The sequence below is a fragment of the Nocardia sp. NPDC005825 genome (assembly GCF_040630175.1).
Classification (GTDB): Bacteria; Actinomycetota; Actinomycetes; order Mycobacteriales; family Mycobacteriaceae; genus Nocardia.
This window is the reverse complement of sequence record NZ_JBEXXC010000012.1, coordinates 149,154-170,555: the sequence shown is the minus strand read 5'-3', so window position 1 is coordinate 170,555 and position 21,402 is coordinate 149,154. Positions and strand designations below refer to the sequence as shown.

Below are 21,402 nucleotides of genomic sequence, written 5' to 3'. Positions count from 1 at the left end.
AGGACGTCATGTGGAACGACGCCAGGTAAGAGCATACTCCTGGCTATCAATCGATTCGGACGGAGCGAGCAGATTTAGTTGATGAAGATTCTGCAAAGTCGAGCGTCCAGGAACCGGTCAGCCGGCGGGGACGGGGCCATCGTCGGGGCCCGGGACCGCCGCCTCACGTTGCTCGGGCAGGAGCGGCGAGACGGCGAAGACGGCGGCGGAAGCGTCGGCCGGTAGCGCTTCGACAGCGCGGATTCCGGGACGGGTGGCCACGGTTCGCAGCTGGGCGAGAGAGCCGTGGACGACGACGCCCACGACGCACGCGCAGTCGGCGCGCAGCCGGGCGGCGACGAGGTCCTTCACCTGCGTGGAGCGGGTGTCGAAGGTGGGGGTCGATTCCATCTGGGCGGCGGCGGATTTCACCGAGGCGACCGCCACGCCCTCGCCCGATGGCACGCCGATCGCGATGATAGGTGTCGCGACCCGGTCCACCCACACGTGGTAATCGACCTCCGAGATGCGCAGGCCCGCACTGAATTCGGGGAGGCGATCGGCGGTGACGCCCTCGGTGAAGGACAGCAGGGCCCAGTGGTCTCCGGAGTCGCCGCCCGCCAAGGACTTCCCGGCGCGGGTCAGGTAATCGGCTACCGGCTCACCGCTTTCCGGACCCAGCCGATCGGTCGCGATGATCCCCGGCCGCGGCGGGTTCGCCCAGCCCAGGACGAGGATCAGGACGACGAGAAGCACCGCCGCCGTGGCGATCCCGGCGCCGCGCAGGGTCGAGCCCGCCACGCCGCGCGGCCGCGGTGCATCCACTCGGAGCTCCGATCAGTGCTGACGCAGGACGTCGAGCGCGTGTTCCAGGTCGGCGGGGTATTCGCTGGTGATCTCGACCCAGCGGCCGTCGGCGGGATGGTTGAAGCCCAGCTGGCGGGCGTGCAGCCACTGCCGTTCGAGGCCCAGGCGTTCGGCCAGGCGCGGGTCCGCGCCGTAGGTGAGGTCACCGCAGCAGGGGTGGCGCACGGCCGAGAAATGGACGCGGATCTGGTGGGTGCGGCCGGTCTCCAGGTGGATGTCGAGCAGGCTGGCGGCCTGGAAGGCCTCGACCGTGTCGTAGTGGGTGACCGACGGGCGGCCGTCGGCGGTGACCGCGAACTTCCAGTCGTTGCCGCGTGCCCGGCCGATCGGTGCGTCGATGGTGCCGCTCGACGGATCCGGATGGCCTTGCACCAGAGCGTGATAGCGCTTCTCGACGGTGCGGTACTTGAAGGCGCGCTTGAGCTGGGTGTAGGCGTGCTCGGACTGCGCGACCACCATCACGCCGGAGGTGCCGACGTCGAGACGGTGCACGATGCCCTGGCGCTCGTGGGCGCCCGAGGTGGAGATGCGGTAGCCCATCGCGGCCAGACCGCCGACCACGGTGGGCCCGGTCCACCCGACACCGGTGTGCGCGGCCACGCCGACCGGCTTGTCCACGGCCACGATGTCGTCGTCGGCGTAGAGGATCTTCATGCCCTCGACGGGAGTCGCCTCGACGGTGAGTTCGCGCTTGGGCTCGGGGAATTCGACCTCCAGCCACGCGCCGGCGGTGAGCCGATCCGACTTTCCGGCCGCGACGCCGTCGAGCTGCACCGAGCCGTCCTCGGTCATGGCCGCCACCGCGGTGCGGGACAGGCCCAGCAGCCGCGAGAGCCCGGCGTCGACACGCATGCCGTCCAGGCCGTCGGGCACGGGCATGCTGCGGGTCTCCCTCATGCCGCCTTCCCCTCCGCGGTCGTCGCGGGCGCGCGGTGCATGCGGGTGCCGTCGGGTTCGAAACCGAACACCGTCAACGCCACCAGCAGGATCGCGCCGCACACGATGGCCGAATCGGCCACATTGAACACCGGCCACCAGCCGACCGCCACGAAGTCCACCACGTGACCCTGCAGCGGGCCGGGCGCGCGGAACAGGCGATCGATGAGGTTGCCGAGCGCACCGCCCAGCACCAGGCCCAGGCCGATGGCCCACGGCAGCGAGCGCAGGGTGCGACCGATCCGGATCACGCCGATCACCACGGCCGCGGCGATCAGGGTCAGCAGCCAGGTCATGCCGGTGGCCATGGAGAACGCCGCGCCCGGGTTGCGAACCAGGGACAGTCGCGCCCAGTCGCCGATCAGATGGATCGGCCTGCCGGGGGTCATGGTGGACACCACGATCGTCTTGGTCAGCAGATCCAGACCGAGCACCACGGCGGCGAGCACCAGCAGATTGCGCAGGCGCAGCGGCTGCGACGCGGTCTCGGCGGGAGCGCCGTCCGACTCGGCGGGTGCGCCGGCGGGGGAAGCCTCGGCATCGATCGCGGGAACGGTATCCCCTGGCGACTTGTCTGGTTCCTCAGCGCCCGTTTCGCGCGGCCGGTCGGTACTCACCCTGACATCATTCCTTATCCGCACCCGGGGACTCCGAACGGTCCGGGCCGGGCGGCTCCGAACCGCCGCGCGGGCCGACCCGGGCCCCGCCCCGGCGGACCGAAACGGCGGCCGCACAGGATCCCAGCTGTTTTTCAGGAACCCGTCGTAACCTGTTCGACGTGACGGTGTTGTCTTCCTCCCCCAGCTCGGCGAACGCCACCGCACCCTGTTCCGGAGCCCCGCGACCGCCTCGCCGCGGAAGCGCCCGCGGCCACCGTTCCGGGGTGCTGATGCTGGTCCTCGCGGTCACGCTGACCGCCTTCGGCGTCGGCTGCAGCGACCCCTCGGAGACCACGGCCGAAGGCGACGGCACCGAGCCGGTGGGCATCAACAAAGAGGTCACCATGCCCATCGAGGCCGTGACCACCACCGTCGTCAACCCCGGCGCCGAACCCCGCTCCCCGCTGCGCCGCACCCTGGAGCCGGGCACCAGCCAGCAGGTGACGCTGAGCACCGAGCACCACATCGAACAGCAGATCAATCAGCAGGCGCAGCGCGACATCTCCCCGCCCGCGGTCACCATTCCGCTGACCGCGCAGGCCGGGGCCGACGGCGTCGAACTGACCGTCGGCAATGTCACCTCCCCCGACCCGGCCCTGGCCGCGGCGCTGACCCACGCCGACGGCTCCCACGTCGGTTTCGACGTGAGCGAGCTGGGCGCGATCACCGCGCTCAAGCTGGCCCCCAAACCGGCCACCTCCGACGCCGCGCGCGCCGCGCTGGAGCAGTCGTTCTATCAGGCCGTGTACCAGTCCATCGCCTTCCCGACCGAGGCCGTCGGCGTGGGCGCGGTATGGACCGTGCGGCAACAGGTTTCCGGAAGCGTCCCGCTCGAGCAGGTGACCACCTGCACTCTCACCGCCCGCGAGGGCAACGAGCTGACCATCGAACTGAACGTGGTGCAGAGCCCGAAGTCCGCGGTGTGGCATCTGCCCAACGAGGCGGGCCAGCTCGAGATCGTCGACTACCTGATGCACGGCACCGGCACCATCGCCGTGGATCTGGGCCTGCCGCTGCCGGTTTCCGGCCAGGTCGAAGTCGGCGGCAACCAGACCTATCGCGACCCGCGCAGCGCGGTGACCCTGCGCCAGACGCTGCGCACGGAGGTGCAGTGGGGAGCCTGACACGGCTGGCATTGCTGGCGGGCGCGCTGGCGCTGACCGCCACCGCCTGCGGGAACAGCAAGGACTCCGGCGCCCCGCTACCCAGCCTGGGCCCGGCCGTGCAGCCCACGCAGTCGCCCGGCGGCGCACCGGTTCTCGACGAGTACACACTGCGCTCGGATCTGCTGGATCTGACGGCCCTGCCCGCGGGGTTCACCGCCCTGGACGACCCGCCGCCCGGCGCGTCGGGCGGCGCGGGCGCGAAGACCGATCCCGCGCCGTGCGCGAAGGTGCTGGAAGCCATCGCGGTGCAGGCGCCGGGCGCGGCGGCGCGCGCGGCGGCCCAGTTCGGCGGCATGAACTTCGCCAGCGTCGACATCGACGCGGCGTCCTATGCGAACGGCGGCGCGGCCCAGGCCTTCTCCGCCGTCCAGTCGCTGCTGACCGGGTGCACGAAGTACTCCGGCACCGATGCCGACAACACCAAGGTCGAATTCCGGCTGGGTGGGTTGAACCAGCCGCAGGCCGGCGACGGATCGACCGCGTTCCAGGTCCGGACCACCAGCGAAGGCCTCACCCTCTACACCGACGTGAGCATCACGCTGGTGGGCTCGACGGTCGTGCAGATCGCCTACTCCGACGCCAAGGAACCCGATCCGCAGCAGCTCAGCGCCATGACGGCGGCCCAGGTGCGGAAACTTCGCGGAGCCGCGGGCCCCTAGGCGCGGCCCTGTGGGTCACCGCTGGACCCTCGCCCTGCACGGCTGGACCCTCGCCCTGCACGTCGAGGACGTGATCCGGAGGAGATGGCCGAGCGCATGGCGGCCATGCAGGGCTGAGCCCCCAGAACGACACCGCCCCCGCTTCCGATCGGAAGCGGGGGCGGTTCGCGGTCACTGCGTGATGGCCGAGGCTACTGCCAGCCGGTCACATTGATCGGCCCGGGATTCCACATTCCCGTGTGACTCTCGACGGTCACCGACGGCTTGGCGGTCTGCGCGGAACTGTCGATCCGCTCGAACCGCTGCAGCTCGCCCCAGTCCCGGCGCGGGTCGTTGTCCAGGAAGGTGGCGATGGTGACCGGGCGCAACAGCATCGAGCTCCAGCCCAGCGCGCCGCCGCCGTCGTGGCTCTGCCACAGCGTGGTCATGGCCGCGCCGCCGCGGTCGGGCAGGATGCGGTACTCGGGCACCTCGGCGATGCCGTCGAGGTGATCGAAGGGCCGCTGGCACGGGAACTGCAGGCCCACTTCCCAATCCAGCAGCACCGGCTTGGAGCTGCCGACGTACTCCTGCAGCGTCACCGTGTGCGGGATGCGCGGCGGGGTGAGCGCCACCCACTGCTTGGGGTCGCTGTCGCGATCGGTGGCGACCACGCGAATCGCGGTGGCGGCGGCCGGGATCTCGCTCAGCGGCGTCCGCAGATTGCGCCAGGTCGGGGCGGGACCGATATCGATCGGCGTCACCCGGCCCTGCGCGACGGGCACACCGTCGGCGCCGGGCACACCGTATTCGACCTCGACCGACTGGCCGGGGGTCACGATGCCGTCCTGGTCGACCGAGCGGATGCGGCCCGCGGCGGCGATCGCGATGATGCCGGAGCGATCCTTGGCCGCGGGCAGGGTGTACCAGCCGGTGGTCAGCGTGGAGATCGCTTCGGAACTGTTGTAGCTGCCCAGCACCGGGGTGCTCGCGTCGAGGCCGAAAGGCAGTGGCGCGGTGGTGGTTCCGTCGGCGGTGCCGCTGCTGCGCCCGCTGACCGCGCTGGCGACGCTGCCGCCGGTGTCGAGGTCGTCGTCGGGACGCAGATCGGTGGCGACGCCCTTGGGCGAGAAGCCGGTGGCCTCGGCGCCGAAGGCGCTGTGCGCGTCGCCGGTCAGCGGCGGCAGCATGCCCGCGTTGGGCTGCTCCTCGACCCGCACGTCGCGGGCCAGGCCGCACGGCTTGCCCAACACCGCATCGATATTCGAGCGGGCCAGCGAGTACGCCGGGTACTGCACGACCGCGCCCTTGGCGAGCATGGCCACCTCGAACACGACCATGAACGCGGCCGCCACGGTCAGCGGCGGGATGGCGACGAAACGCCAGCCCAGCTTCGAGATCCGGTGCGGGCCCGGCTTTTCGGGCGCGCGCACGTGGAACCAGCCGGCGAGCGCGAGCAGCGCCAGCGCGATGCCCAGGAAGATCTTGGACACCAGGAACCCGGCCAGCACCACCGGCTTGTCGTTCCAGGAGATCGACCAGTTCGACACGTACCACCAGCCGTTGATGCTGGCGAACGCCGCGGCCAGCGCGAACGCCACCACCGCGGCGAACAGCGCCCGATTGCGCGGCGAACGCATCACCCGGGGGCCGACCGCGACCGCGGTGAGCACCGCGACGACACCGGCCAGTCCGGCGTAGATGCCGTTGTGGTGGGTCCACTTGGTGGGGGTCAGCATCATCAGCAGGATGACGCCGACGCCGGTGCCCAGCACGCGCCGGGCGGGACCCGAGGCGGTGAACGGGATGCGGCCGCCCTTGCGCAGCAGCACCGCAGCACACACCGCCAGGCCGATCCAGAACACGAACATGCCGAAGCGCCGTGCCAGCGAACCGTCGATGGTGGGCATGAAGAGGTACTGGTAGCGAATGTATTCGCCGTCCCAGTGCACATCCGGGCCGACCGCGGTGTGCACCCGGCTCATCTCGAACATCGAGGCCAGTGGCTGATCGCAGAACATGACCGCCAGCACCACGGCGCCGGCCGCGGCCACCGGAGCGGCCAGCGCGAGGTACGCGCCGAAGCGGGCCTTCAGAATGGTGAGCGCGCTCGCGTCGGGCGGGGTCGGCTTACCCAATGCCGTTGCGCGCCGGTTGAGAATCCGCCAGATCGGCCGGATGCCCGCCAGCAGCGGAGCGAAACAGATGATGCCGGACGGGCCGACCGTACAGGTGAACGCGCCGATGGTGACGGCGATGCCGTAGGGCAGCAACCGCCCGGTCGCGATGGCCCGCTCCACCGACACCCAGGTGAGCAGCACACCGAGAGCCACCAGCGGCTCCGGCCGCAGGCCGTTGTTGTAGGCCAGCCACACGGCCAGGAAGCCCAGCGCCCCGGTCCACACCGCGATCCGGTCGCGGGGCACCCGCGCGCCCAGGCGCGGGATCACCTCGCGGCTGAGCACCAGCCAGATCAGCATGCCCGCCGCCAGCGCGGGCAGGCGCATCCACACGCTCGCCGGGCTGACCTGCGCCATATGGCCGATCAGGTCGTAATACGGTGTGCCGACCGGGGTTTCGGGGACGCCGAAGTAGCCGAAGTAGTTGGCCATGTATCCGGCGTGCAGGGACGCGCGGCCCATGCCGAACTGGTAGCCGTCGTCGGAGGTGGTGGCGCCGATGAAGTGCCACAGCACCAGCGTGCCCAGCACCACGGCGTCGACCGGCTGGAAGGTCCACCAGTGCTTGGGCAGGAAACGGCGGCTGCGGCGGCCGTCGAGGCGGTCCAGCCGGTACAGGGCGCCCAGCGCGACGAGGGTGCCGACGATGGCCGTCCAGATGGCGATCCGCTTGAGCGGGCCCGGGGTGGAGGTGAAGCGGCTGTCCACCGCCGCGGTGACCTTCGCGCCGTCGGAGACGGTCAGATCGCTGAAGATCCCGACCAGCTGCGGCCGGTAGTCACCGTCGAGGGTGACCGGCTCGACCGAGGACCCGCTCAGTGTCGCGGTGGAGGCGGTGAAGTCCGAGTGCACGGTGAGCGCGCAGCCCGCGCCCAGCTGGTCCACGGGCACGCTGAGCAGCGTCTTGTGGTGCAGGATCGCTTCCAGCTTGCCGGGCGTGGTGACGCCGTCGGCGGTGGTCGCCGCGGTGACGCGGGCCACGAATCCGTACTTCTCGAGGTCCGGCGCGCCATTGGGTCCGGTGGCGGCCAGGGTGCCGCCCTTCGCGCCCAGCTGGGCCACGGCGGCGCAGGGAATGGCGGCGTCGAAGCTCTGCGGCGCGTAGGTGATCAGCGGGGCTTCGATGCTCTGCGTCGAATTGCCCTGCGGCCAGGTCAGAGTGGTGTGGTCCACACGCACCGGCAGGAACGGCACCGCCAGCGCCGCGAGCACCGCGATCAAGCCGGCGATCAGGGCGACAGGGCGCGCCCAGCCCCCTCGAGTCCGTCTCTCGGGTTCGGCACCAGCACTCCCGGCGGCATCCGGCCCCGCCTTCTCCAACACGTCCGTCACGACCGCAGATCCTAAGCGGTCCTCATCATCGACCGCCAAGAAGAGGACGAACCCGGCATTCCACTAGGGGATGCCGGGTCCGCTCGAGACGACTAGCCGCAGGCCGGGGAGGTCTGGTTGACCAGCGAGAGGGCGTTGCAGACCCAGTCCTTCTGAACCTTCCACTTGCCGTCCTCGGCCACGAACGGCACGACGGCCTGCTGCGGCGCGCCACCGTTGACGGCGAACTGGGCGTCGGCGGTGATGGTGCCGTTGCCGAGGTCGGTCACGTTGGTGACGGTGATGGTGGCGTTGTTCTGCCGGTAGGCCTCCGCCAGGCGGCCGGGCAGGGCCGGGTCGGCCTGGGCACCCTGCATCATGTCCAGCTTCTGCGCGTCCGGGATGCTCGGATCCAGTGCCTTCTGCAGCTCGGCATTCAGTTCCGCCACGGACGGAGCCGCCGGGTAGTTGTTCTGCGCGCCGGTGACCTTGGAGGTGGTCGCCTTGGTGGGCTTGGTCTCCTTCTTGTCACCGCTGCCACACGCCGACAGCCCGAGTACGGTCACGACAGCCAGGGTGGCGACCGCGATACGTCCAGTCTTCTGAAGCTTCAACTGCTCGTCCTTTGCGTTCGAGTAGGTCCGTTCGACAAGTGACAGCTACACCGCGGCGGCGCTGCCCGACTGGCGACACTACCAACGCCCGGTCGCGGAAACCGCCTCCGAGGGCGGTGGCGCGGCAGATTCAGGCCGAATCCTCATAATTCACGCATTCGGGTCTTAACGCGTTCAGCGCAGGCTGCCCAATGGATCCGCCCTGGTGAGAGCCGGATCCGCGGCGGCGAAGGTGCGGGTGGGACCCGGCCCGGTGGAACGGGTCTCGAAGCGGACCGTCACCACCCCATGCCCCGCGCCCTGCACCCAGCCGTGGCCGAATTCCGGGTGCTCGACATCCAGTCCCGGATACCAGGTTCCGATCGCGAAGGAGCGAGTTGCGGGCGGTACCAGCGGATCCGGGCCGCCGGTCACGGCCAGCGTGGGCTCCTCGGCGACCGCGTCGGCGGCCACCGTCTGATCCAGTTCCGGGAACAGCGATTCCTGCCGGATCTCCGACAGCCCGGCGAAACCCACGCCCACCAGGCGAATCGGACCGATCTCGACCGGGTCCAGGGCCGAGCGCTGCGCGGCGGCGGTCAGGGTGACCAGGTCCTCGGTGGCGTAGGGCAGCGTGGAGGATCGGGTCACGATGCTCATATCGGTCTTCTTCAGCTTGAGCACCACCGTGCGCGCCGCACGCCCGTCCGCGCTCAGCCGCCGGTGCGCCGAGGCCGCCATGGCGTCGATGGCCGGGCGCAGTTGGGCGAGGGTGAGAATGTCGGTCTCGTAGGTGGTTTCGGCGCTGATCTGCTTGGCCTCGGCGCGTTCGGCAACCGGGCGGTCGTCGATACCGCGGGCCAGCCGGTGCAGCGCCACCCCGATGTTGCCGCCCAGGATCGAGGCCGCCTCCGATTCCGGCAGCGCCGCCAGCGCCCCCACCGTCTCGATTCCCAAGGAGCGCAAACGACTCTCGGCCACCGGCCCGATCCCCCACAGCTTGCGCACCGGCAGCGCGGACAGGAAGCCGTCCTGCTCGACCGCCGGAATCACCCGCACCCCATCGGGTTTGGCCAGGCCGGAGGCGATCTTGGCGAGCTGCTTGCCGCTGCCCGCGCCGACCGAGGCCACGAGCCCGGTGCGCTCGCGCACCGCAGTCCGCAGCTCCTCGCAGAATTCGAGCACCCGCTCCGGCGTCGCCCCCGCCAACTCCGCCGGTTCCCCGAACGCCTCGTCGAACGACAGCGTCTCCAGCACCGGGATCCGCGACCGCAACGCCTCGAACACCTGCCCGCTGAGTTCCCCGTACACCGCGCCGCGCGGTGGTATCACCACCGCCGACGCGCCGACCAGCCGTCGCGCCTGATGCATGGGCATGGCCGACCGCGCGCCGAACACCCGCGCCTCGTAACTGGCCCCGGCCACCACGCCGCGCCCGCCCATGCCGCCGACCAGCACCGGCCGCCCGCGCAGGGTCGGCCGGGTGAGCTGTTCGACCGAGGCGAAGAAGGCGTCCATATCGATGTGCAGCACCCAGCGCCGCTGGCCCCGGCCTCCGGCGGGGCTGAGGGGTTGCCGTGAATCCGCCACGGCCCCCACCGGCCCGCCGCCCGCCACCGCCGCCCCAGCACAACCGGCCTCACCAGGCACGATGCCCGGGTTCGCGGGGCCGGCGGAGGTGGTCACAGAGGGAAATCTACAAGCGGCTACCGACAGGTACGAGCAGGAACCTGTGTGAGAATTCGTCCATGACGATTCGCAAGGCCGTGATTCCCGCTGCGGGCATCGGCTCGCGCCTGCTGCCGTTGACCAAGGCGATCCCGAAGGAAATGCTCCCGGTGGGCGACAAGCCGGTCATCGAGCACACCGTCCGCGAACTCGTGGCCTCCGGCATCACCGACATCACCATCGTGGTCAGCGGTGGAAAGTCGTTGATCCAGGACCACTTCCGCCCCAACCCGGCGCTGGTCGCGCAGCTGCGCGCCGACGGCAAGACCGCTTACGCCGACGCGGTCGAGGAGGTCGGCGAGCTGGCCCGCGCCGGCCACATCACCTACCTGGACCAGCACGGCCCCTACGGCAACGGCACGCCGGTGCTGAACGCCGCCCGCCACCTGGGCGACGAGCCCATGCTGGTGCTGTGGCCCGACGACGTCTTCGTCGCCGAGGTGCCGCGCGCCCAGCAGCTCGTCGACGCCTACGCCAAGACCGGCGCGCCGGTGCTGGCCCTGATGCCGATGGACCCGGCCGAATCCTCGCGCTACGGCGTGCCGGTGGTCGAGGAGACCGAGGGCAACGGCCTGATGCGGATCAGCGGCCTCAAGGAGAAGCCCAAGCCGGCCGACGCGCCGTCGGAGTTCGCCGCGATCGGCGGCTACGTGGTCACGCCCGGCATCATCGCCGAGCTGCGCCGCCAGGTCGACCACTGGTACACCCACCGCACCGGCGAGGTGTACCTGACCGACGCCATCAATATCTTCGCCGCCGAGAACCCGGTGTACGGCCAGGTGATCCGGGGTCGCTGGTACGACACCGGCAATCCGGCCGACTACCTGACCGCGCAGTTCGCCTCCGCGCTGGCGCACCCGGAGTACGGTCCGCTGCTGCGCGGCCTGGTCGCCGAGTAGGAGAACCGCGACACGCGCTGAACCACAGCGGATCCGCATAGCCCGGCGCACAAGTGCCGTGTGCCACAAGCACGCCGACCCCGATATTGTCGAAACCTGAAACATTGGGGCACGAGTCGGCGATCATGCGCATGGGTCGGGACACCCTGTGGATCGAAGGTCGGTTTTGCTAGGCGGATTGGGCACTCGGGCAGCACTGCTCGCGGCGGCAAGTTGTTCTCTTGTCACTACGTTCACCACGGTCGTGCCCGCGGGCCCGGCTTTCGCCGCCCCTCCCGATCCGATAACCGGCAGCGCCGCACTCGCGGCGACAACGATGTCCGAGGACGGATCGTCGATCGAGAGCTTCGAGATCCACGACACGCGCAACCTCACCCTGCTGGTGCACTCGGCCGCCATGGACGCCGACATCACCGTGGAGGTGCAGCGGCCCGCCGATCCCTCGCGGCCGCGGCCGGTGCTGTACATGCTCAACGGCGCGGGCGGCGGCCAGGACACCGCGACCTGGAAGCGCAATACCGACGCCACCCAGTTCTTCATGGACAAGAACGTGAACGTGGTGATGCCCATCGGCGGCGCGTTCACCTACTACACGGACTGGCGCACCGCCGATCCCAAACTGGGCCAGCCCATGTGGAAGACCTTCCTCACCGAGGAACTCCCGCCGCTGGTGGACGCGGCGCTCGACACCGACGGCACGCACGCCATCGCGGGCATGTCCATGTCGGGCACCTCGGTGCTGCAGCTGGCCATCGCCGCGCCGGGCCTCTATCGGGCGGTCGCCGCCTACAGCGGCTGCGCGCAGATCTCCGATCCGGTCGGGCAGAAGTTCGCGAACCTGGTGATCACCATCGGCGGCGGCAATCCGGTGAACATGTACGGGCCGATGGACGATCCGGAGTGGGCCGCCAACGACCCCTACGTGCACGCGGAAGCCCTGCGCGGCATGGAGATCTACGTGTCCAACGGCAGCGGTCTGCCCGGCAAGCACGACAATGTGGCCGATGTGCGCAGCCTGGGCCCGGCCGACGGCGGTCTGCCGCAGCAGATCCTGGTGGGCGGCATCCTGGAGGCGGCCAGCGACTGGTGCGCGCGGAATCTGCGGGCGCGGCTGCGGGACATGAGCATTCCCGCGACCTTCGACATCACCCAGGCGGGCACGCACTCCTGGGGGTACTGGCAGGACGCGCTGCGCTCCTCGTGGCCGGTGCTCGCCAAGGGCATGGGCCTGCCCGACGAGGAATGGGCGCCCGAGACGGCACGCTCGGACGGAACCAACTGAGCGCTCCGACGGAACCGACTGGACCGGGCCGGGTTCGGGCCTAGCCCGCGTCGGCGGCGTTGTAGCGCACCAGGTATCCCGCCAGCCGCTCCACATCGGCGTCGTCCCAGTCCCGGAAGCGTTCGGTGAAGGCGGTGGCGCGGCTGCGGGCCGCCGCGCGCGCCACCCGGCGGCCCTCGGCGGTGGCGTGCAGCACCAGGTTGCGGCGGTTCGTCGGATCCACTTCGCGTTCCAGGTAACCGTCGCGTTCGAGGGCTGCCACCTGGCGGCTGACCGTGGACTTGTCGAGGTGGAAGTGCCCGGCCAGATCGGCGGCCAGGCAGCCGTTCCGCTCGATCACCAGGTCCAGGATGCTGGAGGCCACCAGCGACAGTTCCGGGTGGAGTTCACTGGCCCGGCCGCGGGCGCGACGGGCGAAGGCGGTGAGCTCGCGCTGTATGACCTCGATCGCATCGGCGCGGCCGGGGAATGCGGATTCACTCTTCATAGTTGTAGACTACAACCTCGCTTGGTTGTATTTACCAACTATTGGAGAAGACTTCATGGCCACCCACCAGATCCGGCACGTCGCCGTGCACCTGCTCACCCCGCTGCTCATGTGCCTCGGCATGGGCCTGGCCTACCTGGGCGCGTTCCACCAGCCCGAGCCCAACCACCTCGCGGTGGCCGTGGTCGGCGACAACGCGCAGGTCAAAGTGCTGGCCCAGTCCCTGAAGGACAAGGGCGGCAACGCCCTCGACGTGATCACCGTGCCCACCCGCGACGACGCCGTCGACAAGCTGCGCCACCGCGAGCTGGCCGGGGCGTACGTGCCCGACCCGCACCAGCCCGAACTGCTCGTCGCCAAGGCCGGATCCGACACCACCGCCATGGCCGCCGAGGCCGTGTTCGGGCAGGTCGCCGGATTGCAGAACACGCCGCTCACCGTCACCGACGTCACCACCCCCAGCTCCGGCGACCCCACCGCGCAGGGCATCTTCTTCCTGCTGGTCGCGCTGAGCATCGGCTCCTACGGCAGCGTGGCCGCCATCAGCGCGGCGGGCGCGGGCCTGCCGCTGTGGCAGCGCGGAATCATCGGCCTGATCACCTCACTGCTGGTGAGCCTGATCGGCCTGGCGCTCGCGGGCCCGGTCTTCCACATCGTCGACCACGACCTGGGCGCGATCTGGGGCATGTCGTGGCTGTACTCGGCGGGCATCCTGAGCATCGGCATCGGCCTGCACACCTTCCTGAAGCGCTGGACCACCCTGGCCATGATGGTGCTGTTCGTGATGCTGAACTTCACCAGCTCCGGCGGCGTCTACAGCCCGTGGCTGCAGAACGACTTCTTCGGCACGCTGCACCGGTTCTGGAACGGCGCGGGATTCGTGGAGGGCGCGCGCAGCCTGCTCTACTTCGACGGCATCGGACTGGGCAGCCGGATGGCGAGCCTGGTGCTGTGGCTGGCCGCGGGCGTGGCGCTGATGGCCGCCGCCAGCCTCGCCGAGCGGCGGCAGGCCTCGCCGAAGCACGCCGCGCCCGAGCCCGCCGCGGGCGACGCCGCCGAGGAGGAGATGGAGGAGTCGGTCGGGGTCTAGCGAATACCCCACTGCGACAAGGCGGTCCGGATGCCCACCCGGACCGTCTCCGCGTCGCCCACTCCCCCGCTGATGGTCACACCGTCGCGGGTCAGCAGCAGCGCGCGGGCGGCGTCCTCGACCTGCGGGTGGCCGGCGGCGCGCAGCCGCTCGGCCATCAGGTCGCGGAACCAGGCGCGGTACTCGTCGACGACCTTGCGCACGGCGTGGTCGGAGTTCGGGAACTCCACGGCGGCATTGAGAAACGGGCAGCCCCGGAACCCCGGGCCGCGGCTGAGCTCACCGAGCCGCTCGAAGATGCCGACGATGGACTCGGCGCCCGAACCGGGGATTTCCTCCAAAGTCTCGCGCTGACGGCCGTATTCGCGGACCAGGTAGGCGACGACCAGATCTTCCTTGGTCTTGAAGTGCCGGTAGAAGGTGGCCTTCGCGATCCCGGCCTCGGCGATGATCCGGTCGATGCCGACCGTGTGGATCCCCTCGGCGTAGAACAGCCGGGTGGCGGTGTCCAGCAGGCGCTCGCGGGCTTCGCTCATGGCTTGACCTGCTCTCCTTCTCCCTGATCGGGGCTATGTATTGACGATAGCAGACAGATCTGTCTACCCTGGGACTCGGACGTGAACAGACAAGTCTGTCTAGGAGATATCAATGCCCGCACTCTTCACCTCATCCGCCACCTCCGTCGGCCGCGAGGGCCGCTCGGTCAGCTCCGACGGCTACCTCGACCTCAAGCTCGCCCAGCCCAAGGAGGCGGGCGGCAGCGGTGACGGCACCAACCCCGAGCAGCTCTTCGCCATGGGCTACTCGGCCTGCTTCGCCGGCGCGCTGCAGGCGGTGGCCCGCAGCCAGGGCGTGAAGCTCGGCGACACCTCGGTGACCGCCGACGTCACCCTGAACAAGGACGACGAGACCGGCTTCGGCATCTCCGTGGTGCTGCACGTGGAACTGCCCGAGGAGCTGCAGAACGAGCAGGGCCACGCGCTGGTCGAGGCCGCCCACCAGGTGTGCCCGTACTCCAAGGCCACCCGGGGCAACATCCCCGTGGAACTGATTGTCGACTGAGACGATTCAGAAGAATCGGCGAATGGTGTAGATGTCGAACTCGCTCAAGGGCGTCAGTCCGACGGGCACACCCCAGTTGTACGCGTTCAAGACGTTGCCGCCGCCCGCGTAGATCCCTTCGTGGGAGGCGTCATCGTTGAGGATCAGCACATCCCCGGGCTGCAGCGCCCCGAACGGCACCTCGAGGCCGACCTCGGCCTGCTGCCAGGTGGTGCGCGGCAGATTGATGCCGACACTGCGGAAGGCCCACTGCACCAAACCAGAGCAGTCCCAGGCATCCGGACCGGTACCGCCCCACTGGTAGGGCTTACCGGTCTGGGTGCCGGCCAGCGCCAGCGCGGCCATGGCCCGCGGGCTCGCGATCGGCAATTGCGCCGAGCCGCTGGCACTTCCGGAGAACGACCCGGTCCCGCTGCCGGAGGAGGATCCGGACCCGGAGCCCGAGGCCGCCGACCCGGTGTCGGCCTGGGCGAGTCCCGCCCCGAGCGCGGCGGCCACGACCACCGCCGTGGCACTGGTGACCAGTGCAGCGAAACGGCGAAACGATCTTCGAGCCATGAGCGCGCCCCTTCATCCGGTGGTGCCGCAGGAACTGCTGTGAACGAGATCGGTTAGCTAGTCGATAGCCGTTCTATCGCACCCGCAACAGCAGCCACAAGGGAACCAGGGCTGGCGTGTCTCGAGCCGACGGCGCCTCCACCAAAGAAACTCCTGGTCAGTCGATCTAGGCCAGACATAACAAAAAGAGCGCCTCCCCAACCAGGGAGGCGCTCCATGTTTGCTGGAGCCTCTCGCAGCGACCGGCTCAGCGCCGCGCCCGAACCGTCAGCCGCTGATTCGCCTTCATCAGCATCGGCACCAGCAGATACACCGCCACCGGCACCACGATCACGGTCAGGATCAGCGTCTTCACGAACACCGGCAGCCCGCCCATCTCGGGACCGAGCAGGGCCAGCGCGAGGGTGATGGTCGGGTATACGGCCAGCCAGGTGATCAGCGCGCGCCGGTGCACCGACGGCATGGCGGCGGGGGTTACGACGACAGCGGCGGGGGTGGTGATGGTGGTCATCGACTGCTCCTGTGGCTCGCGAGGAGGAACCGTACCGGCAAGGTTGGTTGCGACCTTCGCACCGATCCAACCGGCCGGTTAGGTCACCGATTCCATCCAGGACCCGGTCACCACTGTGACCTGCGTCCTACCGGTAGGCGTCGGAGCGCTTGGCAACGGTGAAAATCGTGACCACACCGGCTTTGTCGTCGATGCTGTAGACGATTCGGTACTGACCGAAGCGAACTCGCCAATCGGCCTCGCTGCCTGCGAGCTTCTTGACGCCCGATGGACGTGGTTCCTGCCCTAGGTCGATGATCGTGCGCAACGCTGTGCCGAAGGCCTCGCGGGGCAAGCGCTGCAGCTGTTTCAGGACATCGGGGTGGAACTCGATCCGCATCCCGGCCATCACGAGGCGAGTACGTCGGCGGGGTCCACCCCAAGGGCATCGAGCATCTCGGCCATCGACATGGTCGAGAAGTCCTCATCGCGCATACTGCGCAGACGCAGGGCATCGACCAGGTCGGCGTGCTCGTGCAGCCGCTCGTAGTCGGCCATCGAGATGATGACCGCGACCTCGCTGCCACTGTCGGTGATGATCGCTTCCTCACCGGTGGTGGCCACACCGCGCACGATCGCCCCGAGTTGCATCCGCAGGTCGCGCAGGCTGTGTGTACTCATGTCCAACATGTTAATCATTCGGTGCCAGAGATGCCATGGATGGGCACGACACGAGACCCGACCGGTACGACGGCGGCGCGGACCCGGAGGTCCGCGCCGCTGTCGGGTGAGTTCGGTCAGGCCTTGGTGATCGAGACCTTGACGCCGCCGACGATCTCGGAAGCGTCCGCGGGGGTCGCGCCGAAAGTCAGTGTGGTGGCGAGGATCTCGCCCGCGATCAGGTCGCGGTGGGTTTCGGCCCAGGCGAGGCGGTCGGCGGGGACGTCGAGGACCACGGTGATGCGGTCGGAGACGTCCAGTCCGAGAGACTTGCGGGTTTCCTGGAGGTCGCGGATGAGGTCGCGGGCCCAGCCCTCGGCCTCGAGTTCCTCGGTGACCACCGAATTCAGCACCACCAGACCGGCATTGCCGGGCAGGGCGGCGGTGGATTCGGGCTCGGCGGCGACCAGGCGCTGGGTGTATTCCTCGGGGAGCAGGGCGATGCCGGCGGCGGTCACGGTGCCGTCGGCGGCCTCGGTCCACTCCCCCGCCTTGACGGCCTTGATCACCGTCTGGACGTCCTTGCCGATGCGCGGACCGGCGGCACGGGCGTTCACGACCAGTTCGAAGCGGCCGTGGGCGGCCACGTCGGCGGTGAGGTCGACCTTCTTGACATTGACCTCGTCGGCGATCAGATCCACGAAGGGGCGCAGGCGTTCCGCGTCGGCGGCGGCCACGGTGACCTCCGAGAGCGGCAGGCGCACCCGCAGGTTCTGGGCCTTGCGCAGGCTCAGCACCGTGGAGCAGGCGGTGCGGACCTCGTCCATGGCCGACACCAGTTCGGCGTCGTGCGGCAGGGCGTCGGCGGCGGGCCAGTCGGCCAGGTGCACCGAACGCTCACCGGTGAGACCGCGGTAGATCACCTCGGAGATGAGCGGCAGCAGCGGGGCCGCGAGCCGGGTCGTCACCTCGAGCACGGTGTGCAGGGTGTCGATGGCGTCGCGGTCCTCCTCCCAGAAGCGCGAACGCGACCGGCGCACATACCAATTGGTGAGCGCGTCGGCGAAGGTGCGCAGCTCGTCGCAGGCGGTGGCGATGTCGTAGACCTCGAGCGCGTCGGTCATGACGTCGCGGGTCGCCGCCAGCTTGGCCAGGATGTACCGGTCGAGCACGTTCTCCGAGTCGGTGCGCCAGGTGCCGGGCTGCGAGGCGTACAGCTGCAGGAAGGTCCACGCGTTCCACAGCGGGCGCAGCGCCTGGCTGACCCCCTCGCGGATACCGCGCTCGGTGACGATCAGGTTGCCGCCGCGCAGCACCGGGGACGCCATGAGGAACCAGCGCATGGCGTCGGAGCCGTCACGGTCGAAGACCTCGTTGACGTCGGGGTAGTTGCCCTTGGACTTCGACATCTTGAGGCCGTCGTCGCCGAGCACGATGCCGTGCGCCACAACGGACTTGAACGCCGGGCGGTCGAACAGCGCGGTCGAGAGCACGTGCAGGTTGTAGAACCAGCCGCGGGTCTGGCCGTTGTACTCGACGATGAAATCGCCGGGGCTGTGCGGAGCCGCGACGGCGGCGCCGTCGATCGACTCCGTCGAGGTGCCCTCGAACCACTCCTTGTTCTCGAACGGGTAGTGCACCTGCGCGTAGGGCATGGAACCCGACTCGAACCAGCAGTCGAGGACCTCGGGGGTGCGCCGCATCATCGACTTCCCGGTCGGGTCATCGGGATTCGGCCGCACCAGCTCGTCGATCATGGGCCGGTGCAGGTCGTCCGGGCGCACGCCGAAGTCCCGCTCGAGGGCGTCGAGCGAGCCGTACACGTCCACGCGCGGGTAGGCCGGGTCGTCGGAGACCCACACCGGGATCGGCGCGCCCCAGTAGCGGTTACGGCTGATGTTCCAGTCGCGCGCGTTCTCGAGCCACTTGCCGAACTGGCCGTCGCGGATGTGCTCCGGGACCCAGGTGATCTCCTTGTTGAGCTCCACCATGCGGTCGCGGAACTTGGTGACCGCCACGAACCAGGACGGCACCGCCATGTAGATCAGCGGCTGGCCCGAGCGCCAGCTGTGCGGGTAGGAGTGCTCGATGGTCTCGTGCCGCAACAGCTTTCCGGCGGCCTTGAGGTCCTTGATGATGACCGGGTTGGCGTCGAAGACCATCAGGCCCTCGTACGGCGGCACCATGGAGGTGAACTTGCCGCCCGCGTCGAGGGGCTGCACGATGTCGATCCCGTTGGCGGAGGCGACATCCATGTCCTCCTCACCGAAGGCGGGGGCCAGGTGCACGATGCCGGTGCCGGAGTCGGTGGTGACGTAGTCGGCGTTGAGCACGCGGTGCGCGCGGGGGTGGCCGCGGAAGAAGTCGAAGGGCGGCAGGTAGTTCAGGCCCTCGAGCGCGGCGCCCGAGTGCTCGGACAGCACCTGCGGCTCCTCGCCGAACTCGCGGGTGTAGTGCGACACCCGCTCGGCGGCAACCACATACCGCTTGCCGTCCTTGCCCTGCACATGGGCGTAGGTGACGTCGGGGTGCACGGCGATGGCGAGGTTGGACGGCAGCGTCCACGGCGTGGTGGTCCAGATCAGCGCGTTGGCGCCGTCGAGGATGTGCAGCGGGTGGTCGGCCGGCACCTGCAGCACCATGTCGACGGTGACCGCCGGGTCCTGGCGCATCCGGTAGGAGTCGTCGAGACGCGCCTCCTGGTTGGACAGCGGGGTCTGCTCGTACCAGCTGTAGGGCAGCACCCGGAAGCCCTGATAGATCAGGCCCTTGTCGTACAGCGACTTGAACGCCCACATGACCGACTCCATGAAGTCGAGGTCGAGGGTTTTGTAGTCGTTGTCGAAGTCGACCCAGCGCGCCTGGCGGGTGACGTAGTTACGCCATTCGTTCGTATAGCGCAAGACCGAAGATTTACACGCGGCGTTGAATTCCGCGAGACCCATGGCATCGATCTGTGATTTGTCCGTGATACCGAGCTGCTTCTCCGCTTCGATTTCCGCGGGCAGCCCGTGAGTATCCCAGCCGAAACGCCGTTCGACCTTCTTACCGCGCATCGTTTGGAAACGCGGGATCAAATCCTTCACGTATCCGGTCAGCAGATGACCGTAGTGCGGCAACCCATTGGCGAAGGGCGGGCCGTCGTAGAAGACGAATTCCTCTGCCTCGGAACGGTTCTCGATGCTGGCACGGAAGGTGTCGTCGGCGGCCCAGTAGTCCAGGACCCGCTGCTCCAGCTCGGGGAAGGAGACCTGCCCGGTGGTCCGGCTCAGGTCCGCGCGGGGGTATGCGCTTCGGGTGCTGCTGTCGTCCGCCATGGCGGCCTCTCGTCTCCTCGTGCCTGCGTCGTGGGCACGGGGACGATCCCGGCGCTCGGCGCGCCGTAACCGCGGTACCACCCCGCTTGCCCGGACCGCAGGAGCTGTGAAAACCCTTGCGAGACCGAGCCTCTCGTTGCGAGCTGTGACGGGCTCACCCGTTCGGTTCTAGTGGGCGATCCCCGCTCGGAGCAGGTCCCGCCGTTCTTCCGAAGGCTCCCCGGTGATGGCCGGATCGACGCCGTATTGCTGTCTCCATACTAGCGGGGCGGGTCCAGGGGTTATTCCCCGGACCCGCCCCGTCGCGAATCGTGTGAGCCGCTAATGCCTGGCGTGCCGTCCGCCCGGTGGTGGCGAGGAGGTGTCCTCGTCATCGGTCCGCAGCGACAACGCACTGACGAGCAGCAGCACCGCGCCGATCACGCACACGATGATGCAGCCCCATGCCCAGATCACCGAACCGGTGGTCAGTGCGGTCACCAGCAGTCCGAAACCGACCGCGGCGAGGCCGAGCGTCACTGCGAGCAAGTGCACCATCCCCTCGTGTGTCTTCGGCGGCGGAGGCCACCGGAGGTCGCGTCGAAAGGTTGGCGACGATGCCGTGCCGCCCGGGATCGGGTCCCGTGCGATATGGCATCGCAGGCCGTGGTTACGACTTTACTTGCTGCCCTTGAGGAGTGCGCCGTTGCCGGAGGCATCCTGGCCGAATTCGCCGCCGTCGACCGGGACCGCGGAGCCGCGGTTCTCCAGCTCCTCCAGCTGCGATTCCAGGTAGGACTTCAGGCGCACGCGGTACTCGCGCTCGAAGGTCTTGAGCTGCTCGATGCGGCTCTCCAGCACGCTGCGCTGCTGGGTGATGGTGGCCATGATCTCGGTGTGCTTGCGCTCGGCGTCGGCCTGCAGGGCGTCGGCCTTCTCCTTGGCCTGGCGCAGCTGGGAATCCGAGCGGGTCTGCGCGTCGGACAGCATGGCCTCGGCCTTCTGGCGCGCGTCGGCGATCATCGCCTCCGAGCGGGTGCGAGCGTCGCTGACCAGGCGCTCGGAGTTGCCTCTGGCGTTGGCCAGCAGCGACTCGGCTTCGGTCTTCGCGTCCGAGGTGAGGCGGTCGGCCATCTCCTGGGCCAGCGAAAGCACCTTGGCGGCCTGCAGATTGGCGTCCGCGGAGGGGGCCTCGGCCTTGACGGGGGCGACCGGGACCGGGGCGGGCATCGGGGCCGGGGGCACCGGCGGCGCGGCCTTGATGGGCTCCGGCACGACCGGGGCCTTCACCGGCTGGACCGCGGGGCCGCGGTTCTTCTTGGCGTCGGACAGTTCCGCGTCCAGCTCGGCAACGCGCTGGCGAAGATCCGCGTTCTCCTCGATGAGGCGTGAGAGCTCCTGCTCGACCAGGTCGAGGAAGGCGTCGACTTCATCCTCGTTGTAGCCGCGCTTCCCGATCGGCGGTTTGCTGAACGCGACGTTATGAACATCGGCGGGGGTCAGCGGCATGGAACGATCCCT

Annotated in this window: 20 protein-coding genes and 1 pseudogene; 6 read left to right on the top strand and 15 right to left on the bottom strand. The window is 69.3% G+C overall.

Annotated features, from left to right (window positions below):
• Positions 1-117: 117 nt before the first annotated feature.
• From ABZ382_RS28670 to lspA, 3 genes are read right to left on the bottom strand one after another with little or no spacing between them, the layout of a single operon-like run.
• Positions 118-804, bottom strand: coding sequence for a hypothetical protein (locus ABZ382_RS28670; RefSeq protein ID WP_357095100.1), 687 nt, complete (start codon positions 802-804; stop codon positions 118-120).
• Positions 805-816: 12 nt separating this feature from the next.
• Positions 817-1,743 (bottom strand): RluA family pseudouridine synthase, encoded by a 927-nt coding sequence (locus tag ABZ382_RS28665; RefSeq protein ID WP_357095098.1) that lies wholly within the window; start codon positions 1,741-1,743, stop codon positions 817-819.
• A complete protein-coding gene (gene lspA, locus ABZ382_RS28660) occupies positions 1,740-2,399 on the bottom strand; it encodes a signal peptidase II (RefSeq protein ID WP_357095095.1) in 660 nt (219 codons plus the stop codon). The genes ABZ382_RS28665 and lspA overlap by 4 nt, the downstream gene beginning before the upstream one ends.
• A gap of 957 nt (positions 2,400-3,356) precedes the next feature.
• Between lspA and ABZ382_RS28655 the strand changes: the two are divergent.
• A pseudogene (locus ABZ382_RS28655) lies at positions 3,357-3,413 on the top strand (hypothetical protein); the annotation flags it as partial.
• A 139-nt stretch (positions 3,414-3,552) separates the two neighbouring features.
• The gene (locus ABZ382_RS28650; protein WP_357095093.1) at positions 3,553-4,266 is read left to right on the top strand and encodes a hypothetical protein; all 714 of its coding nucleotides are present in this window, start codon (positions 3,553-3,555) and stop codon (positions 4,264-4,266) included.
• A 191-nt stretch (positions 4,267-4,457) separates the two neighbouring features.
• Here ABZ382_RS28650 and ABZ382_RS28645 read toward each other — a convergent pair whose 3' ends face one another.
• From ABZ382_RS28645 to ABZ382_RS28635, 3 genes are all read right to left on the bottom strand, one after another.
• Entirely contained in the window at positions 4,458-7,757 is a 3,300-nt protein-coding gene (locus tag ABZ382_RS28645) for an arabinosyltransferase domain-containing protein (RefSeq protein ID WP_357095090.1), read from the bottom strand.
• 92 nt (positions 7,758-7,849) lie between these two features.
• Positions 7,850-8,350 (bottom strand): hypothetical protein, encoded by a 501-nt coding sequence (locus ABZ382_RS28640; protein WP_357095087.1) that lies wholly within the window; start codon positions 8,348-8,350, stop codon positions 7,850-7,852.
• Between the two features lie 174 nt (positions 8,351-8,524).
• A complete protein-coding gene (locus ABZ382_RS28635; RefSeq protein WP_357095268.1) occupies positions 8,525-9,919 on the bottom strand; it encodes a DNA polymerase IV in 1,395 nt (464 codons plus the stop codon).
• A gap of 158 nt (positions 9,920-10,077) precedes the next feature.
• Here ABZ382_RS28635 and ABZ382_RS28630 point away from each other — a divergent pair, with 158 nt between their 5' ends.
• Complete coding sequence (locus tag ABZ382_RS28630; RefSeq protein WP_357095085.1) at positions 10,078-10,956, top strand: UTP--glucose-1-phosphate uridylyltransferase; 879 nt, start codon at positions 10,078-10,080, stop codon at positions 10,954-10,956.
• A gap of 316 nt (positions 10,957-11,272) precedes the next feature.
• Complete coding sequence (locus tag ABZ382_RS28625) at positions 11,273-12,238, top strand: alpha/beta hydrolase family protein (protein WP_357095082.1); 966 nt, start codon at positions 11,273-11,275, stop codon at positions 12,236-12,238.
• Between the two features lie 40 nt (positions 12,239-12,278).
• Here ABZ382_RS28625 and ABZ382_RS28620 read toward each other — a convergent pair whose 3' ends face one another.
• Positions 12,279-12,725: a MarR family transcriptional regulator gene (locus ABZ382_RS28620; RefSeq protein WP_357095079.1), complete on the bottom strand. Its 447-nt coding sequence runs from the start codon at positions 12,723-12,725 to the stop codon at positions 12,279-12,281.
• 55 nt (positions 12,726-12,780) lie between these two features.
• Between ABZ382_RS28620 and ABZ382_RS28615 the strand changes: the two genes are divergently transcribed.
• Positions 12,781-13,815: a hypothetical protein gene (locus tag ABZ382_RS28615; protein WP_357095078.1), complete on the top strand. Its 1,035-nt coding sequence runs from the start codon at positions 12,781-12,783 to the stop codon at positions 13,813-13,815.
• Here the strand turns inward: ABZ382_RS28615 and ABZ382_RS28610 are convergent.
• Positions 13,812-14,351: a TetR/AcrR family transcriptional regulator gene (locus ABZ382_RS28610; RefSeq protein WP_357095075.1), complete on the bottom strand. Its 540-nt coding sequence runs from the start codon at positions 14,349-14,351 to the stop codon at positions 13,812-13,814. The genes ABZ382_RS28615 and ABZ382_RS28610 overlap by 4 nt on opposite strands.
• A gap of 112 nt (positions 14,352-14,463) precedes the next feature.
• Between ABZ382_RS28610 and ABZ382_RS28605 the strand changes: the two genes are divergently transcribed.
• Complete coding sequence (locus tag ABZ382_RS28605) at positions 14,464-14,877, top strand: organic hydroperoxide resistance protein (protein ID WP_357095072.1); 414 nt, start codon at positions 14,464-14,466, stop codon at positions 14,875-14,877.
• Positions 14,878-14,883: 6 nt separating this feature from the next.
• Here ABZ382_RS28605 and ABZ382_RS28600 read toward each other — a convergent pair whose 3' ends face one another.
• From ABZ382_RS28600 to ABZ382_RS28570, 7 genes are all read right to left on the bottom strand, one after another.
• Complete coding sequence (locus tag ABZ382_RS28600; protein WP_357095069.1) at positions 14,884-15,435, bottom strand: NlpC/P60 family protein; 552 nt, start codon at positions 15,433-15,435, stop codon at positions 14,884-14,886.
• Positions 15,436-15,682: 247 nt separating this feature from the next.
• Positions 15,683-15,946: a hypothetical protein gene (locus tag ABZ382_RS28595; protein ID WP_357095066.1), complete on the bottom strand. Its 264-nt coding sequence runs from the start codon at positions 15,944-15,946 to the stop codon at positions 15,683-15,685.
• 127 nt (positions 15,947-16,073) lie between these two features.
• Positions 16,074-16,325: a type II toxin-antitoxin system RelE/ParE family toxin gene (locus ABZ382_RS28590; protein WP_357095063.1), complete on the bottom strand. Its 252-nt coding sequence runs from the start codon at positions 16,323-16,325 to the stop codon at positions 16,074-16,076.
• An 8-nt stretch (positions 16,326-16,333) separates the two neighbouring features.
• Positions 16,334-16,606 carry a type II toxin-antitoxin system Phd/YefM family antitoxin gene (locus tag ABZ382_RS28585; protein ID WP_357095060.1) on the bottom strand — a complete coding sequence of 91 codons (273 nt, stop codon included), beginning with the start codon at positions 16,604-16,606 and terminating at the stop codon, positions 16,334-16,336.
• Between the two features lie 116 nt (positions 16,607-16,722).
• Positions 16,723-19,902: an isoleucine--tRNA ligase gene (gene ileS / locus ABZ382_RS28580; RefSeq protein WP_357095057.1), complete on the bottom strand. Its 3,180-nt coding sequence runs from the start codon at positions 19,900-19,902 to the stop codon at positions 16,723-16,725.
• Between the two features lie 321 nt (positions 19,903-20,223).
• Complete coding sequence (locus ABZ382_RS28575) at positions 20,224-20,430, bottom strand: hypothetical protein (RefSeq protein WP_357095265.1); 207 nt, start codon at positions 20,428-20,430, stop codon at positions 20,224-20,226.
• A gap of 129 nt (positions 20,431-20,559) precedes the next feature.
• Positions 20,560-21,390 carry a DivIVA domain-containing protein gene (locus ABZ382_RS28570; RefSeq protein ID WP_357095055.1) on the bottom strand — a complete coding sequence of 277 codons (831 nt, stop codon included), beginning with the start codon at positions 21,388-21,390 and terminating at the stop codon, positions 20,560-20,562.
• Positions 21,391-21,402: the final 12 nt, after the last annotated feature.